Origin of the sequence: Pseudomonas reactans, from assembly GCF_013385825.1 — a bacterium.
GTDB lineage: Bacteria > Pseudomonadota > Gammaproteobacteria > Pseudomonadales > Pseudomonadaceae > Aquipseudomonas > Aquipseudomonas reactans.
Genome location: NZ_JACAPG010000017.1, coordinates 1 through 15,255, shown reverse-complemented (window position 1 = coordinate 15,255; position 15,255 = coordinate 1). Strand labels below are relative to the sequence as shown.

The following is a 15,255-nucleotide window of genomic DNA, read 5'->3' as shown; positions in this document are numbered from 1 at the left end:
AGCCGGCAGGGCGGTCTTGGCCGCCCTGCAGATGGAGTACCTCCCTATGCTCGCTCAAGCGACTGTCTCGCAGCCTCCCGGTCTTCAGCCTCAGCCGCTGGAAGAACCCTACCTGCTGGAAATCGTCAACATCAGCAAAGGCTTTCCCGGCGTCGTGGCCCTGGCCGACGTGCAACTGCGGGTGCGCCCCGGCACCGTGCTGGCGCTGATGGGCGAGAACGGTGCGGGCAAGTCGACGCTGATGAAAATCATCGCCGGCATCTACCAGCCCGACGCTGGGGAAATCCGCCTGCGTGGCAAGCCGATCGTGTTTGAAACACCGCTGGCGGCCCAGAAGGCCGGGATCGCGATGATCCACCAGGAACTCAACCTGATGCCGCACATGAGCATCGCCGAGAACATCTGGATTGGCCGCGAGCAGCTCAACAGTCTGCACATGGTCAACCACCGCGAAATGCACCGCTGCACCGCCGAGTTGCTGGCGCGCCTGCGCATCAACCTGGACCCTGAGGAACACGTGGGCAACCTGAGCATCGCCGAGCGGCAGATGGTCGAGATTGCCAAGGCGGTGTCCTACGACTCCGACATCCTGATCATGGATGAACCGACGTCGGCCATTACCGAAAAGGAAGTGGCCCACCTGTTTTCGATCATTGCCGACCTCAAGTCCCAGGGCAAAGGCATCGTCTACATCACCCACAAAATGAACGAAGTGTTCGCCATCGCCGATGAAGTGGCGGTGTTCCGCGACGGCCACTACATCGGCCTGCAACGTGCCGACAGCATGAACAGCGACAGCCTGATCTCGATGATGGTCGGCCGTGAGCTGAGCCAGTTGTTCCCGGTACGCGAGACGCCCATCGGTGACCTGTTGCTGACGGTGCGCGACCTGACACTGGACGGCGTGTTCAAGGACGTGTCGTTCGACCTGCACGCCGGTGAAATCCTCGGTATCGCCGGGCTGATGGGCTCGGGCCGTACCAACGTGGCAGAAACCATTTTTGGCATCACGCCCAGCAGCAGCGGCCAGATCACCCTGGATGGCAAGGCAGTGCGCATCACCGATCCGCACATGGCCATCGAAAAGGGCTTTGCGCTGTTGACCGAGGATCGCAAGCTCAGTGGCCTGTTCCCGTGCCTGTCGGTGCTGGAAAACATGGAAATGGCGGTGCTGCCGCACTACACCGGCAACGGTTTTATCCAACAGAAAGCCCTGCGTGCGCTGTGCGAAGACATGTGCAAGAAGCTGCGGGTGAAAACCCCGTCCCTTGAACAATGCATCGACACTTTGTCCGGTGGTAACCAGCAGAAGGCCTTGCTGGCGCGCTGGCTGATGACCAACCCGCGACTGCTGATCCTCGATGAACCTACCCGTGGCATCGACGTGGGCGCCAAGGCCGAGATCTACCGATTGATTTCATTCCTCGCCAGCGAAGGCATGGCCGTGATCATGATTTCCTCCGAATTGCCCGAAGTGCTGGGCATGAGCGACCGGGTCATGGTGATGCATGAAGGCGAGTTGATGGGCACCCTGGACCGCAGCGAAGCGACCCAGGAAAAAGTCATGCAGTTGGCCTCCGGGATGACGGCAGTCCACTGACGCACAGAATAAGAAGGTGATGGGCTATGAACGCAATAACGGATAACAAACCCGCGACGGTACCCACCAAAAGTCGCCGACGCATGCCCACCGAGCTGAGCATCTTCCTGGTGCTGATCGGCATCGGCCTGGTTTTCGAGCTGTTTGGCTGGATCGTACGGGACCAGAGTTTCCTGATGAACTCCCAGCGCCTGGTGCTGATGATCCTGCAAGTGTCGATCATCGGCCTGCTGGCAATTGGCGTGACCCAGGTCATCATCACCACGGGGATTGATCTGTCCTCCGGGTCGGTGCTGGCGTTGTCGGCGATGATCGCCGCGAGTTTGGCCCAGACTTCCGATTTTTCCCGGGCGGTATTCCCGAGCCTGACCGACTTGCCGGTGTGGATCCCGGTGGCGATGGGGCTGGGTGTCGGGCTGCTGGCGGGAGCGATCAACGGCAGCATCATCGCCGTCACCGGCATCCCACCGTTCATTGCCACCCTGGGCATGATGGTCTCGGCCCGTGGCCTGGCGCGTTACTACACCGAAGGCCAGCCGGTAAGCATGCTCTCGGACTCGTACACGGCCATCGGCCATGGCGCGATGCCGGTGATCATCTTCCTGGTGGTGGCGGTGATCTTCCATATCGCCCTGCGCTACACCAAGTACGGCAAGTACACCTACGCGATTGGCGGCAACATGCAGGCAGCGCGTACCTCAGGGATCAACGTCAAGCGCCACTTGATCATCGTGTACAGCATCGCCGGTCTCTTGGCTGGCCTGGCCGGTGTAGTGGCCTCGGCACGTGCAGCCACCGGCCAGGCCGGCATGGGCATGTCCTATGAGCTGGATGCGATTGCCGCCGCTGTGATCGGCGGCACCAGCCTGGCGGGCGGGGTAGGGCGCATCACCGGCACCGTGATCGGCGCGCTGATCCTTGGGGTGATGGCCAGCGGGTTTACCTTTGTCGGTGTGGATGCGTACATCCAGGACATCATCAAGGGCCTGATCATCGTGGTGGCGGTGGTGATCGACCAGTATCGCAACAAGCGCAAGCTCAAACGCTGAAGGCGTCCCTGTAGGAGCGAGCTTGCTCGCGAAAAACGCCAACGGTAACGCGCGGTGTCTGGTTAAACGCGTTGCCCTTGCGTTCTTCGCGAGCAAGCTCGCTCCTACGGTTGGGGGTGAGGTTTCAACCGTTTGTCTTCTATATAGCTCCACAACACTGAATTTCTTGCTATAAACGCACTCCGATGACCATTCGCCGAGCCCGTCCTGGTGCTTTTGGGGGTTATCTCGGAAAAATTGCCTGTCTTTTCAGTTGCTGCGCCCTCAAGTCGGCCTTAGACTGCCGCCCCTCGTAAATTGAGTGCCGGGTGGCGCTTGAAATGGATGGCGCCCTTCCGAGACCTGCAGAGGTCGGCCGGAACGCTCCCTTATTCGCCTTAATGCACGTATTTTTTATAGAGAAATCAATGACAAAGGAAAAGTTGCTGGCCATGCCGGCGGATGACTACATGAATGCCGAACAGCACGCTTTTTTCGAGCAGTTGCTGCAAGACATGAAAGTCGAACACCACGAGCGCATTGAACAGAACCGTATCGCCATTGAAAGCCTGGACACCCCGGCCGACCCGGCTGACGCCGCTTCCGTTGAAGAAGAGCGCACCTGGCTGGTCAACGCCATCGACCGCGACCAGCGCATGCTGCCGCAGCTTGAGCGCGCACTGGAGCGCATCAAGGAAGACTCCTTTGGCTGGTGCGATGACAGCGGCGAGCCTATCGGCCTCAAGCGCCTGCTGATCAGCCCGACCACCAAGTACTGCATCGAAGCGCAAGAGCGCCACGAGCAGATCGACAAGCATCAGCGCCAAGCCTGATGCGGTGAAGCGGGGGATCGCTCTGCGGTTCCCCGGGAAAGACCCGTTACACCCCGTCTATTGATCTGCTGCAAGCCACCCCACTAAAGGCCCATGGATAATGGCCCGATAGTGGCGTTTAATGCAGCGACAATAATGACAAGCAGTGGGGTAACGAAGATGGCTGGAGACGGATCTCTGATGGGCGCAGCAGTGCCACCGCAAGCGGTGGCGCGCGGGTTGCCCGGCTGGCTGACGCCCCTGTTGCAGAGCACCGCCCTGGTGTTGGTCCTGCTGGGCTTGGCGCTCGCCAGCCTGCCGCTCTACCTTTGCCTGGCACTGACCCTGCTGGTGATCTGGCTGCCTCGATTGAAAAGTCGCACACCTGTTATCGCATCTTCCGATGCCGTCGATGCCATCGGCGAATTGACTCGCGACCTGTCCTACACCACCAGTCATAACGCGTTGTCCGCGGCCGGCGTGGCCTTTTCGGTCAAGCAACTGGCGGCACGTGTGCAGTCGCAGTTGGGTGCGGCCAAGCAGATTGTCAGCAGTGCCGAGGTGATGATCGGCACTGAAAAGATCACCTCCCAGCTGAGCCGCGAAGCGCTTGGCGCCGCCAGCCAGGCGCATCAACGCAGCACTGAAGGCCGCGAAGTGCTGGCCCAGTCGATCACCCGCATGCACCAGCTCAGCCAACGCGCCAACGCCAGCCGTGAGCTGATTGAAGCCTTGAGCCTGCGCAGTGAGGAAATCCAGCGGGTGACCTTGGTGATTCAGTCCATCGCCAGCCAGACTAATCTGCTGGCACTCAACGCGGCCATTGAGGCGGCTCGGGCCGGTGAGCATGGACGCGGGTTTGCGGTGGTGGCGGATGAGGTGCGTGGGTTGGCGGGGCGTACGGCAACGGCCACCGATGAAGTCGGGGTGATGGTGGCGGACATCCAGCAACGCACCGCCCAAGTGGTGGAGCAGATTCGCCAGTTATCGGCGGACTTGCATACCGGCGTCGAGCAGGTGGAGCACGCCGGCGAGCAGCTGCAGAGTATTGCCAGCCTGGCGGCCGATGTGGAGGGCCAGGTGAATGAGATCGCCCAGGGCACCGACACCAACCGCACCCAGCTAGACAGCTTGTTCCATGCCGTGGAACAGATGCGCAGCGACCTGGCTGTCAGCGATCAGCAGACCCGCCAGTTAGCCGACGCCGCCGTGCAGATGGAAGGGCAGGCCGAAACCATCAGCGAACGCCTGGCGGAAGTTGGGCTGGACGACTACCACCAGCGTATCTACGACCTGGCGCGCGAAGGTGCGAGCCGGATTGCCGCGCAATTCGAAGCCGATGTGCAGCAGAACCGCATCAGCCTGGATGACCTGTTCGACCGCAGCTACACGCCGATCGCCAACACCAGCCCGAGCAAGTACCACACCCGCTTTGATGGTTATACCGACCAGGTGTTGCCGGCGATCCAAGAGGCGCTGTTGCCACGGCATGAAGGCTTGGTATTTGCTATTGCCTGCACGCCGCAGGGCTATGTGCCGACGCACAATAAGGCGTTTTCCCACGCGCTAACCGGCGATGTGCAGGTGGATGCCGTGCAGAACCGCACCAAGCGCAAGTTTGAAGACCGTACAGGGATTCGCTGTGGTAGCCACCAGCAGGCGGTTTTGCTGCAGACCTATACCCGTGACACCGGCGAGCTGATGCACGACTTGTCGGTGCCGATCATAGTCAAGGGCCGGCACTGGGGTGGCTTGCGCCTGGGCTATAAACCCGAGGCAGTGAAGGCTGGGCGCTAAGGATTATTGCTGTTTATGCAAAGGAGCTATTCCGGGGATAGCTTTTTCCAACTGGAAGAAAACCGTAGCATGGCCAACATTGTTAGCCAGCTAACTAATGCTGCGGAGAAGCTCCATGCAAAACAAAGTCGATGTTGCCGTGATGATCGGCAGTGGCGTACCCCCAACCCTGCGTGCGCTGGGCCAGAAGGCCTGCTGGGTGGTGTTGCTCAACGGTGAGCAGCGCGGCACAGCCTTCGCCAGTCGTGATGAGGCCGAGGAGTGCAGGGCCGCCTGGCAGGCGTTGTTGCGCCTGGAGCAGTCGGACAGCCTGCATTGATACGGGGCTATTGCGATTGATGCAGGCGTTGATTCAGCTCATCCACGGGAATCGCCCATTCAGCGTCCTCGCGCAGCTCTTCTTTCAGAAAAGCCGCTTGCTGTTCAGACCAGAACGGCGCATCGATCAGCTTCACGTCTTCAGGCAAGGGATGCGCGACGATAAAGGCGTCGATGGCGTCCGGGGTTGAATCCAGGCCCAATTGTTCGAACAGGGTTTCAAGGGTAGGAATTGGCGCGTCCATATCGTTCTCCATGCAGGGTGGTTGTTATGCATGGGAGGGTTGTGGCGCAGCAGAGTTCTATCGGATTATCAGGAATTAAGTGCCCCGGAATCCACCGCTGCCTTCAAGGCCTTGGCGGACTCTTTTGCGGCGGTGGCCGCCGCGTCGACGGTTTTGAACCAACGGTCTTTTTCCACCTGGTGGGTGGTGACAGTGGTCAGCGGAGGCTTGGCCCGCATGATGATCACTGCTTGGAACTCACCGTCTACTTCCCTTGCGTCGCCATGGATGAAAAATTCGCCGATATCAAATTCCGTCACGTAGAGCCTTCCCTTGGAGATAACTGCACTGGAGAAACCTGGCCCGCAGGGCGCAAACTTCAGTGGACGGGCCAGTATGGCAGTTGTTGCGGGTCGGCGGCGCAGTTAAGTTATCGGGCGGACAAAACGACTGCTCCGTGAGAAGCTTGCAACTGGGCTTCAAGCTTTTTGGCCAGTTCACAGGCCTTGACATGGTCGCTACGAAAGCCTTTTATTCGACCGCTGAGTACTTCACGGATATGGAAGAAGTTTCTGCCGGCAGGTACGACTTGGTAAAGAACCGAATCCGAGTACCCCTCGAAGGCGCCCAAGCGGTAGTATTGAGCCTCGCCCTGGCATGATGAACGGGTGTGCGAAGACATTGCATTGTAGGTTGATCGTTGCATGGCCTGCTCCTTTCGATCGATCCGGTTGACTTGATTGCAACGTTTTGGGTGGTTTTGATTGGTGCTGCTGTTTTAGTATTGTCGTCCTCAGGCCCCGCCTGGTTCCATGCCAGGTATGTTTGTTTGTGTGGGTGCGTCGGAAAACTGCATTTTTAATTGGGTTATTCTCTGAAGTGGGTCGGCCCGTATTCCCGGGCTGTTGAACCTGTGATCTCCTGTGGTGCCTGATGACTTTGCACAAAGTCCATCGCGTACGTCTGTACTAGTCTTATGGCGCGCCAGTGGGTTCTTCTTCAGTTTTTTTCAAAGAATGAGTGATGTGATCGTGCCGTAATGGCCGTTTTTTGTGCTGCCCGCTGTGGCGGACAGCGCTCTTTTTGATGTGGGGGCGTTTCCTTGGCAGTCAGTAATCTGGATATGCACGCGTTGTTCGTGCTGGGTGATTTGCGCGCAAAGTTGGTCAAACAGTTTCAATCCCGTTTTGTTTACATCACTGAGCAGACGCCGGAAGGCATCTACATCGCCGAGATTGACACCGAGGCGGCGATGGTCGTGGATGACAAGCCGCGCCTGGAGCTCAAGGTCGGTGATCACTTTCGCGCAGCGGTATTGCCCAGCCGTGAAGGTGGCAAGTTTGAACTGAAGTTCCGCGACATCAAGTTGACCGTCTATGGCCTGGGCGACTACGCCTTTGTGTCCTCGGCCGAAGGCCAGGGCATCGTGTTCAAAGAGGGCCACAGCGTGATGCTGGTGTTTGCCGCCAACGAACAACTGCAGGAAGGCCTGACCAAAACCCTGAAAGCCGTGACCGGCAAGGCCGCTAAATGGCGCAAGGGTGAACTGGTGACTTTCAAGGCCAGCGAATAACCATCAAATTCCGCGAACACCCGTTATCTCCCGGAACCTCTACTACAGTTGAGTTGACTTAACTATTCAGAGGCTTCGCGCTTACGCAGCAAAGCCGTCCGCTATTGGCTGCGATATTGCGAGGTGCAAGGGCATGAAAGGATTGAGAACGCTGTTGGCTGCGTCCCTAGCGACGCTGGGGCTGTCAGTGACGACATTGCCGGTTTCGGCCGCCGAGGCTCCGGTACATTTCGCCGATTTGAACTGGGAAAGCGGCAGCTTCATCACCGAAGTGCTGCGGGTGATCGTCGAAAAGGGCTACGACCTGCCCACCGATACTTTGCCTGGTACCACCATTACCCTGGAAACCGCCCTGGCGAAGAACGACATCCAAGTGATCGGCGAAGAGTGGGCCGGCCGCAGCCCGGTGTGGGTCAAGGCCGAAGCCGAGGGTAAGGTGGTCGGCCTGGGCGATACGGTCAAAGGCGCCACCGAAGGTTGGTGGGTGCCGGAATACGTGGTCAAGGGTGACCCTGCCAAAGGCATCAAGCCTCTCGCGCCGGAACTCAAGAGCGTGAAGGACCTGGCGCGCTACAAGGACGTGTTCAAGGATCCGGAATCCCCGGGTAAGGGGCGCTTTCTCAACAGCCCCATCGGCTGGACCTCGGAAGTGGTCAACAAACAGAAGCTCAAGGCCTACGGCCTGGACGACAGCTATGTAAACTTTCGCAGCGGCTCGGGCGCGGCACTGGATGCCGAGATCGCCTCATCGATCCGCCGGGGCAAACCGGTGCTGTTCTACTACTGGTCGCCGACGCCGTTGATGGGGCGCTACAAGTTGATCCAGCTGGAAGAGCCACCGTTTGATGCCGAGGCGTGGAAGACGCTGACGGATGCGGATAATCCTGATCCGAAACCAACACGCTCGCTGGCGTCCAAGTTGAGCATCGGGGTGTCGACGCCGTTCCAGAAGGAGCATCCGCAGATTGCGCAGTTCTTCGAGAAGGTCGAGTTTCCGATTGAGCCGCTGAACAAAGCCTTGGCGACCATGAGTGAGAATCACACGGCGCCACGGGAAGTGGCCCAGGTGTTTCTGAAGGAACATCCGGAAGTGTGGAAGGCTTGGTTGACCGAGGATGTGGCGCAGAAGGTTGAAGCCAGCCTGAAATAACCTTGCGTATGTACTGTAGGAGCCCGGCTTGCCGGCGATGGTGTCCGATAGAACGCCATCGCCGGCAAGCCGGGCTCCTACGTTCAGGTGTTTAGAACCTGGTTTGTACTGCCAGCTCGAATGTTCTTGGCGAGCCCAGGTAATACGCCGGCGACACATGCGCAAATTCGGCATACACCTCATTCGTCAAGTTGCGTACCCGGCCCGTCACCGAGGTGTGCGAGTCCACTTTATAGCGCAGGAACGTGCCGAACAGCGTGTAGGCCGGCACCGTCTGGGTGTTGGCGTTATCGGCGTACACCTCGGCCACATAACGCGCATCCACCCCCCCTTGCCAATCCTCGGCAAAATCATAGGTCAGCCACAGGTTTCCCACGCGCTTGGGCACGTTGGTTGGTGTATTGCCTTTGCGCGAGACCACTGCGCCACTGGCGATTTTCTCGTTGAAGTCGTCGTACTCGGCGTCGACCCAGGCGAAGTTACCCTCCGCCATCAACCTTGGCGTGATGCGCAGCGAACTGGCCAACTCGATGCCTTTGGATGACTGCGCCCCGACCGGAATGCTGTTGGTCGGGTCCTGCGGATCGGTCACGGCAAAATCCTTACGCTCGATCTTGTACGCGGCCATGGTGGCCGAGCCACGGCCGTCCAGGTAATCGAACTTGCTGCCCACTTCCCACTGTTTGCCCGTCGAAACATCAAACACTTGCGTGGTGGTGTTCGGCTGCTCGGCGGCGGTGCTGTATTGCACATACACATTGGCCGACGGGATGAACTGGTAAGTCAGGCCGACGCGGCCGGTTACCGGTTCCCAGCTGCGCTTGAAGTGGCGGGGATTGGTGGTGGTGATCGCACGGTGGTTGGTGACGTCCAGGTCGATGGCGTCGTAACGCAGGCCGGTCAGCAGCGAGAGTTTGTCGGTGAGCCCCAGGCGGTTCTCCACGAACAGCGCCTTGGTGGTGACCTCGTTGGTCTTGTCCTTGCCGAACTTTTCACGGGTTCGCGGGATGTCGTAGAAGTGTCCAGGGTTGTAGTTGTTCGGGTCCACGCTGCTGTTGCCCGGCACATTCAGCGGGGTGTTGGTGGTGCTGTTGACCTTGTATTCGAAACCGCCAGACCACGTGGTCGACAATCCGAACATACTGTCATCGTGGCGCAGCTCGAACTGGTTGCCGTTCTGTTCGCCTTGATGGCGTACCTGATAGGCCGTCGAGCGGTTCACGGCGCTGTTGTCGGCGTTGTACTGGTAGGTTTCCAGGTTGCGGTAATCGCGTTGGCTGTCCAGGTGGTAGAGGGTGTTTTTCAGGGTGGTGCTGTCGTTGAGGCGGTAGTCGATGATCGAGCGCGCCCAGATCGTGCGCTGTTCGTAGCGACCGTCAGCAACGTTGTAGTTGTTGAAGCGGTTGTGCTTGTCGATCTTCAGCTCGCCCACCTTGGGGTTGAGCACCGGCGTACCCCAGTAAGGGCTGTCTTCATGCTCATCCTGGTATTCCAGCGCCAGGGTGTGAGACAGGTTGGGCGTGAGGTCGCTGAGCAGGGAAAACGCCAGGCTCCAGGCCTCGCGTTGGTCACGGTCGATGTAGCTGTGATTGGTGTTGCGGCTCACATCCAGGCGCGCGTAGTGCTGCACCTCGGCGCTGGGATCGGTCAGGGCGTGATTGACGCCAAACGCCATGCCGGCGGTGTCATAGCTGCCATAGGTGAGCTGGCCTTCGGCGGCCTGTTCCTCGCGGGTGGCCAGCTTGGTCACGTAGTTGAGCGAACCGCCCACGGAGCCGGCGCCGTTGATCAAGGAGGAGGGGCCGCCTACCAGCTCCACCCGGTCATAGATCCATGCATCTACTGGCCGGGCCAGGCCGGTCGCCACATTGATGCCGTTGAACATCTGGGTGATCTGGCTGCTGGTAAACCCACGGTAGGAGACAAACCCGCCAAATCCTGGCGGGGCGCTGGCATTGACGCCAGGCAAGGTGTTGGCAGCGTCGCGAAAGGTCTTGGCGCCGTGGCGCTCGATGTCATTGCGATTGGCGATAGCCACCGACGCCGGGGTTTCGCGCACGCTCAAACCCAAGCGCGAGGCCATGCCGCTGGATTGGTCCAGAGCCAGGCCAGGCTCGGCGGTTTGTTCGCCATCAATGGTGGTCGGGGCCAACTCAAGGGCCCAGGCGCAGACAGGCAGGCAGCCGAACAGGCCCGCCAACAGGGGTAGATGTTTCATGGTTGAATCCTGAAAAACTTGGCTTGAAAACAACGCACAGCCGCCCGTACATCCTTGCGGAAACGGTGGTCAGTGCAGATTGGAAAGCGAAGGGATCAGGCGAAAGCAGGCGGTGCGCGCGGATTAGCCGCAGGCCAGGTGAAGCGGGCAGGGATGTCAGCAGCCAGGACAATGGCCGGCGGTGGCGCATGGGGCTGTGGCAGTACTGCCACATTCAGGCTGGAACTCAGCGCCGGGCCCATGCCGCCGGTGGAACACAGCGGGCAACCAAACGCCTTGGACAACGTTGGCAGGTTCTCTTCAGTGGAGTTGGACGGCTTGGGCGCCTGGGTGCGCGGGTCCACTGTACAAAACTGACCGCCGATGCCATTGAGCTGCATCCCGACCATCTGCCCATGACCGATACTGCAGGCGAACACATTGAACAGGACGCAGCAATAAAGCATCCAGGCAATGAGCGAGCGGTCGGCACGGGCGATTTTCATGGGGCGGCACTTTACCATCAGCCGCCGACGAAATGCCTGCAAAAAATCTCCAGGCGACTATCCTCTTTCGCACCTTTTAAGGGAGAGCCAGCCATGAGCTTTGTTGTCGCGCGATGGATTGTCGGCATTTTCACCTTCATCAGCATGGTGCATTTGTACTGGGCTGCGGGCGGCAAACTCGGCTTCCAGGCTGCCATCCCCCAACTGCCTGGTGAGTTCGCCCTCGGGCCGAAACCGGCGTTCAAACCCTCCGCGCTGGCTACGTTTCTGGTTGCCCTGGGGTTGGTGGCGATTGCGCTGATGGTGTGTTTGCGGGCCGGGCTATATTTCTCGGCGGTGTCACACGGGGCCTTGCAGTGGGGGATCAGCGCGATTGCGCTGGTGATGTTTGCCAGGGCGATTGGGGATTCGGAGTTGGTGGGGTTTTTCAAGAAGGTCGGTGGGTCGCGGTTTGCGCGGTTGGATACGTATTTTTATTCGCCGTTGTGTCTGGTGTTGGGGGTGGGGTTGTTGGTGGTGGCGTGGGGGTGAGGGGCACTAATCCAGGGTTTGTAAAAAAGCTAGAAGAAAAAAAATAGGCCTGTTCGGTTTTTGATCGCAAGGGTGTTTAGATCGATTATTTTTCTCATGGTGGATGAGTTCTCGGGCGTCAAATGGTTGTTGAGAATCTCTACGGTTTTTGTGAGATCCGCAAGGTTGTAAATGGCCTCGTCTTCGTAATCGTCGATTATTTTTCCAAGCGTGGTGTTTATCGCTTCTAGCGCGCCTGATTGAAGAAGTTGTTTGTACTCTTCAGGGTTGAGGGTAACGCTTTCAAGTAAAGATTCTGGGCAGTCGTCTACGTCTAATAAACGCATGGCCTCTAAGGTGAGTGGGGTACAGATTATTTTCATTTTTTGTGTACCTTTTTATTAAAGTGGGTCGCTTCATTGTATTCGCGTTGCATTCTACCTATTGGTGGTGAATACGATCATTGTGGTGAGTAGGCGCTTATCTTTGTGGGTTACGTGTTAGTGGGGTATAGGAGGAGTCTGATCGCCCTCAAATCAACGCGGCCGGATTTTTGAGTAGTGGGACCGTCTAACTCAACTAAAAGTACAGAGTCGCCGAACTGCAGTGCTGCACAATTTTCGTTTGTGATTTGAATGAGCTCAGCTGTTATTCGAGTGACACCGTTTATATGAGAAATATTGGGACTTTTACCTGTGGAGGGCGTGAGGTTCTTGCCCCAGGTGAACGTTTCATCTAGGCCAAACTCTACATCCATCTCATCACCTGTTTTTGGCTCGACACCTACCCACACAGCTTTGCCGCTACCAGCAGATGAGTGAAAATTCACAAGTAAGGTCTCCGTATCAGACAGTATCTCGGTGATTCGTATCTTCATTTATTTTTCCGGTTGTGAGACCTTGCTAGTAGTGTTGGCTGTACCATGTAGGGGTGAGGTTTTACAGGCTGCTATTATAGTGTTTCGTGCGGTTTATGAAGTGGTGGATATCTTCGGTTGTTATTTTTTTACACTGGTCTCTCGTTTTTTCTAAAATGGTTTCATTTTTGTGGATGGTTTTATACATCATCTGAGCTGCGGCATGTGTTTCTGACTCGTAAAATCTGCATAGCAATACATTGGTTTGAGACTCCAGGAAAATACTGATTTTTTCGGGAGTGATGAATTTTTCAAATATTGTCATTTTGAGCCAGAGTTCGTCTATTTCAGTTTCAAGCTCTTGAGCTACTAAGATAGCATCCTGTGATCCTTCAAAGACAGGATTTTGTATTTTTCTAAAGCTTGTTGGGAGATTCTTAATTGTGGAGTAGATATTGCTTATTTCATTTTTTTTACATAGATCCCCAGCATTTAGTGTTTTGGCGATATTTTTTTTGAATAAAAATTCTTCGGATTTCGAATTAAAGTCTACATCTGTTGTTGATGTCCACTCTCTTTTAAAAGGCCATTTTTCTGATAGTTGATCCATTATGCTGAACCATGACTCCCATACGCTGCTGAAGTCGTGAGCCAGTAACGTCGTAGTGGTGAATTTCGCATCATTGGTCGGGTGTATGCTTTCCCATAGTTTTACACCAAGTTCATTTATATACATGGTGTTCATTTTATTGTCTCTTAAAATGGTGGAGAGTGTGGTGCCGCGGGTTTACTTGCTTAGCCGGATGATTATGGAGTTGTCGAAACGGTGATTATTTTGGGGAGCACTCATTTTGCTGGTGAGGCCCCTTTCATTTGGTCGAGTATTTCCTGCGGTGAAAAGGCTGTGAAGAGCAGGCTTCTGTGGCGAGCAGGCTTGCCCTGCGTTGGGCTGCGCAGCAGCCCAAGAACAGGCGATGCCGATCCACCTGAAAACCCCATTGTCTGGAGTGGGGCCGCTGCGCGGCCCAGCGCGAGCAAGCTCGCTCGCCACAGAGGGCTCATTTGCCTTGGCGAGCGGGGTTGCTGTAAAGGGGCTCGGGCGCTCGCGTTCAACTTTTAGACTTGGTCGTGTTGTGATACCGCTCTAAACAAGTCAAAAGAATTTGTATGAATTTTCTCTGATTAGTTACAGGCGCGCTGAAATAGGTTGCCATATTTTTAAAAATCTCATCAAAGTCATCACCTATAGCTAGGTAGTGTGTGATCGAGGTAATGAACCACTCTTGCTCGGCCCTGCTGTAATCTACAAACTCTGGCTTTGTCAATTCATCAAACAGCTCGATGAGTTCTTTTTCGTTATTTATGTCCTTTGATGCGATGAGTTTTTCTCGCTCAAAGTCATCTGTATTTTCAATGTCGTAGGTGAACAGTAGTCCACGGATTATTGACATGCTCGGCTTGTTTGTCATTTTTTAGTCATTTCTCCGTGTATGCGGTTTTCGGTTTGCCTTGATTATTTAATATCACTCTTGCTTTACGCTGCTGACTATATTCCATATTGGTTTTGGAATATCCCTCACCAACTATTTTGCCCATGTCCATAGGTTGTAGCGATGCTGCGAGTCCATTTCTTCTAAAAATAAGCTGGGCTCGATATATCGAGTTTAACTGATCCCTGTGACTGAGATAATGCGTTGCGGCGGGCGGATATTTAGGCTCCCCTACGTTCGGCCCAGATGTGTAACGCTCAATAGTTCCTGTCGTCGGGTTTCTTGCGGTGTTCAAACGTTCGAGTTGAGACGCGAGTGTAGTCTGTGCTCCGTGTTTCTCTAGAAAGTGTGCTCCTGGCGTTGCCTTCTCCAGTTCGTCTAGGCGCCTATATGCGTTCGCCTCAGCAAGCTCATCAATTCTTTCCTGACGCTTAGCCCGTGTCAGTTGCGGTAAAGTGGGCTCTCCGACGTTGACGCTTGGCGAAGAGCGTTGAGAGGTAGCGCCTTGTTTGCAACCATCTCCACCAGGGCATGAGCTCAACCCTAACGGATCCACCCACCCCGTAGGGTTGGGCACATATTGGTAAGCGTTAATCCCACCCGCCAACTTGACCGGATCCGGCGTCAGGTAGCGACCGATATCCGGATTGTAGTAGCGATGACGGTTATAGTGCAGCCCGCTTTCCCGGTCAAAGTATTGGCCCTGGAAACGCAGCGGGTTGTCGATTTTTCCTATGTCGAGGCGGCTGATTTCGCCGTAGGCGCGATAGTGGGCTGACCAGACGATTTCTCCATCCGGGTTGGTAAGTTCCTGCGGGGTGCCGAGGTGGTCGAGTTGGTAGTGGTAGGGCTTGGTTTCCTTTGGACCAAAGCCTTCCAGCAGCGCCAGCGGGCGGAAGGTGTCCGGTTCGTAGAGATAACTGCGGTGGCGCTCCGCGTGGTGTTCGGCGATGAGTTTGTCGCCGAGCCAGAAAAACTCTGTAGTGACGCTGTCGACGGTTTTGCTGATCCGCCGCCCAAACGGGTCGTAGCGATAGCTGGCAGTCTGGCCGTTGGGTTTTTTAAGGCCGATCAGCCGGTGCTGGCAGTCGTAGCTGTATTCAGTAACGAGTTGATGGCCTTTACCACGCCGTTCGCGGATAAGGTTGCCGAAGGCGTCATAGTCGTAGTGATGGTCGCCTTGGATCATCAGGC

Annotated in this window: 18 protein-coding genes; 8 read left to right on the top strand and 10 right to left on the bottom strand. The window is 56.6% G+C overall.

What is annotated here, in order from left to right; all coding sequences use genetic code 11:
* Window positions 1-46: 46 nt before the first annotated feature.
* The 5 genes from HX868_RS19940 to HX868_RS19920 all read left to right on the top strand — a co-directional run bounded on the left by HX868_RS19940 (window position 47) and on the right by HX868_RS19920 (window position 5,556).
* Window positions 47-1,600 carry a sugar ABC transporter ATP-binding protein gene (locus HX868_RS19940; RefSeq protein WP_025999676.1) on the top strand — a complete coding sequence of 518 codons (1,554 nt, stop codon included), beginning with the start codon at window positions 47-49 and terminating at the stop codon, window positions 1,598-1,600.
* A gap of 26 nt (window positions 1,601-1,626) precedes the next feature.
* Window positions 1,627-2,649 (top strand): ABC transporter permease, encoded by a 1,023-nt coding sequence (locus HX868_RS19935; protein WP_016975559.1) that lies wholly within the window; start codon window positions 1,627-1,629, stop codon window positions 2,647-2,649.
* Between the two features lie 407 nt (window positions 2,650-3,056).
* Window positions 3,057-3,461: a TraR/DksA family transcriptional regulator gene (locus tag HX868_RS19930; RefSeq protein ID WP_010564800.1), complete on the top strand. Its 405-nt coding sequence runs from the start codon at window positions 3,057-3,059 to the stop codon at window positions 3,459-3,461.
* A gap of 93 nt (window positions 3,462-3,554) precedes the next feature.
* Complete coding sequence (locus tag HX868_RS19925) at window positions 3,555-5,237, top strand: methyl-accepting chemotaxis protein (protein WP_425504235.1); 1,683 nt, start codon at window positions 3,555-3,557, stop codon at window positions 5,235-5,237.
* Between the two features lie 115 nt (window positions 5,238-5,352).
* Window positions 5,353-5,556, top strand: a complete 204-nt coding sequence (locus HX868_RS19920) for a hypothetical protein (RefSeq protein ID WP_034104418.1) — start codon at window positions 5,353-5,355, stop codon at window positions 5,554-5,556.
* A gap of 7 nt (window positions 5,557-5,563) precedes the next feature.
* Here HX868_RS19920 and HX868_RS19915 read toward each other — a convergent pair whose 3' ends face one another.
* The 3 genes from HX868_RS19915 to HX868_RS19905 all read right to left on the bottom strand — a co-directional run bounded on the left by HX868_RS19915 (window position 5,564) and on the right by HX868_RS19905 (window position 6,485).
* The gene (locus HX868_RS19915) at window positions 5,564-5,800 is read right to left on the bottom strand and encodes a DUF2789 domain-containing protein (protein WP_038848516.1); all 237 of its coding nucleotides are present in this window, start codon (window positions 5,798-5,800) and stop codon (window positions 5,564-5,566) included.
* Window positions 5,801-5,868: 68 nt separating this feature from the next.
* Complete coding sequence (locus HX868_RS19910; protein ID WP_010211011.1) at window positions 5,869-6,099, bottom strand: hypothetical protein; 231 nt, start codon at window positions 6,097-6,099, stop codon at window positions 5,869-5,871.
* Between the two features lie 110 nt (window positions 6,100-6,209).
* Window positions 6,210-6,485, bottom strand: a complete 276-nt coding sequence (locus tag HX868_RS19905) for a hypothetical protein (RefSeq protein ID WP_095015867.1) — start codon at window positions 6,483-6,485, stop codon at window positions 6,210-6,212.
* A gap of 417 nt (window positions 6,486-6,902) precedes the next feature.
* Between HX868_RS19905 and HX868_RS19900 the strand changes: the two genes are divergently transcribed.
* A complete protein-coding gene (locus HX868_RS19900; protein ID WP_050554011.1) occupies window positions 6,903-7,352 on the top strand; it encodes a hypothetical protein in 450 nt (149 codons plus the stop codon).
* A 133-nt stretch (window positions 7,353-7,485) separates the two neighbouring features.
* Entirely contained in the window at window positions 7,486-8,502 is a 1,017-nt protein-coding gene (locus HX868_RS19895) for an ABC transporter substrate-binding protein (protein WP_177004138.1), read from the top strand.
* Window positions 8,503-8,593: 91 nt separating this feature from the next.
* Here the strand turns inward: HX868_RS19895 and HX868_RS19890 are convergent, their stop codons facing one another.
* Both HX868_RS19890 and HX868_RS19885 read right to left on the bottom strand, forming a co-directional pair.
* Window positions 8,594-10,720 (bottom strand): TonB-dependent receptor, encoded by a 2,127-nt coding sequence (locus tag HX868_RS19890; protein ID WP_177004137.1) that lies wholly within the window; start codon window positions 10,718-10,720, stop codon window positions 8,594-8,596.
* A 95-nt stretch (window positions 10,721-10,815) separates the two neighbouring features.
* Window positions 10,816-11,205 (bottom strand): DUF2946 domain-containing protein, encoded by a 390-nt coding sequence (locus HX868_RS19885; RefSeq protein ID WP_016975551.1) that lies wholly within the window; start codon window positions 11,203-11,205, stop codon window positions 10,816-10,818.
* Between the two features lie 93 nt (window positions 11,206-11,298).
* Here HX868_RS19885 and HX868_RS19880 point away from each other — a divergent pair, with 93 nt between their 5' ends.
* Window positions 11,299-11,736, top strand: coding sequence for a DUF3995 domain-containing protein (locus HX868_RS19880; protein ID WP_177004136.1), 438 nt, complete (start codon window positions 11,299-11,301; stop codon window positions 11,734-11,736).
* Between the two features lie 29 nt (window positions 11,737-11,765).
* Here HX868_RS19880 and HX868_RS19875 read toward each other — a convergent pair whose 3' ends face one another.
* From HX868_RS19875 to HX868_RS19855, 5 genes are all read right to left on the bottom strand, one after another.
* Entirely contained in the window at window positions 11,766-12,098 is a 333-nt protein-coding gene (locus HX868_RS19875) for a hypothetical protein (protein ID WP_177004135.1), read from the bottom strand.
* Between the two features lie 110 nt (window positions 12,099-12,208).
* Window positions 12,209-12,592 (bottom strand): hypothetical protein, encoded by a 384-nt coding sequence (locus HX868_RS19870; RefSeq protein WP_177004134.1) that lies wholly within the window; start codon window positions 12,590-12,592, stop codon window positions 12,209-12,211.
* A 61-nt stretch (window positions 12,593-12,653) separates the two neighbouring features.
* Window positions 12,654-13,316 carry a hypothetical protein gene (locus HX868_RS19865; RefSeq protein WP_177004133.1) on the bottom strand — a complete coding sequence of 221 codons (663 nt, stop codon included), beginning with the start codon at window positions 13,314-13,316 and terminating at the stop codon, window positions 12,654-12,656.
* Window positions 13,317-13,680: 364 nt separating this feature from the next.
* Window positions 13,681-14,040 (bottom strand): hypothetical protein, encoded by a 360-nt coding sequence (locus tag HX868_RS19860; protein ID WP_177004132.1) that lies wholly within the window; start codon window positions 14,038-14,040, stop codon window positions 13,681-13,683.
* A gap of 7 nt (window positions 14,041-14,047) precedes the next feature.
* The coding region (locus tag HX868_RS19855; RefSeq protein ID WP_177004131.1) for an RHS repeat domain-containing protein at window positions 14,048-15,255 on the bottom strand (1,208 nt) is incomplete at its 5' end.

Coding starts and splice junctions, on each gene's coding strand:
- HX868_RS19920 (WP_034104418.1), top strand. CDS start 5,353: ATGCAAAACAAAGTCGATGTTGCCGTGATGATCGGCAGTGGCGTACCC.
- HX868_RS19895 (WP_177004138.1), top strand. CDS start 7,486: ATGAAAGGATTGAGAACGCTGTTGGCTGCGTCCCTAGCGACGCTGGGG.
- HX868_RS19875 (WP_177004135.1), bottom strand. CDS start 12,098: ATGAAAATAATCTGTACCCCACTCACCTTAGAGGCCATGCGTTTATTA.
- HX868_RS19865 (WP_177004133.1), bottom strand. CDS start 13,316: ATGAACACCATGTATATAAATGAACTTGGTGTAAAACTATGGGAAAGC.
- HX868_RS19930 (WP_010564800.1), top strand. CDS start 3,057: ATGACAAAGGAAAAGTTGCTGGCCATGCCGGCGGATGACTACATGAAT.
- HX868_RS19860 (WP_177004132.1), bottom strand. CDS start 14,040: ATGACAAACAAGCCGAGCATGTCAATAATCCGTGGACTACTGTTCACC.
- HX868_RS19870 (WP_177004134.1), bottom strand. CDS start 12,592: ATGAAGATACGAATCACCGAGATACTGTCTGATACGGAGACCTTACTT.
- HX868_RS19880 (WP_177004136.1), top strand. CDS start 11,299: ATGAGCTTTGTTGTCGCGCGATGGATTGTCGGCATTTTCACCTTCATC.
- HX868_RS19900 (WP_050554011.1), top strand. CDS start 6,903: ATGCACGCGTTGTTCGTGCTGGGTGATTTGCGCGCAAAGTTGGTCAAA.
- HX868_RS19915 (WP_038848516.1), bottom strand. CDS start 5,800: ATGGACGCGCCAATTCCTACCCTTGAAACCCTGTTCGAACAATTGGGC.
- HX868_RS19890 (WP_177004137.1), bottom strand. CDS start 10,720: ATGAAACATCTACCCCTGTTGGCGGGCCTGTTCGGCTGCCTGCCTGTC.
- HX868_RS19940 (WP_025999676.1), top strand. CDS start 47: ATGCTCGCTCAAGCGACTGTCTCGCAGCCTCCCGGTCTTCAGCCTCAG.
- HX868_RS19905 (WP_095015867.1), bottom strand. CDS start 6,485: ATGCAACGATCAACCTACAATGCAATGTCTTCGCACACCCGTTCATCA.
- HX868_RS19935 (WP_016975559.1), top strand. CDS start 1,627: ATGAACGCAATAACGGATAACAAACCCGCGACGGTACCCACCAAAAGT.
- HX868_RS19925 (WP_425504235.1), top strand. CDS start 3,555: ATGGATAATGGCCCGATAGTGGCGTTTAATGCAGCGACAATAATGACA.
- HX868_RS19885 (WP_016975551.1), bottom strand. CDS start 11,205: ATGAAAATCGCCCGTGCCGACCGCTCGCTCATTGCCTGGATGCTTTAT.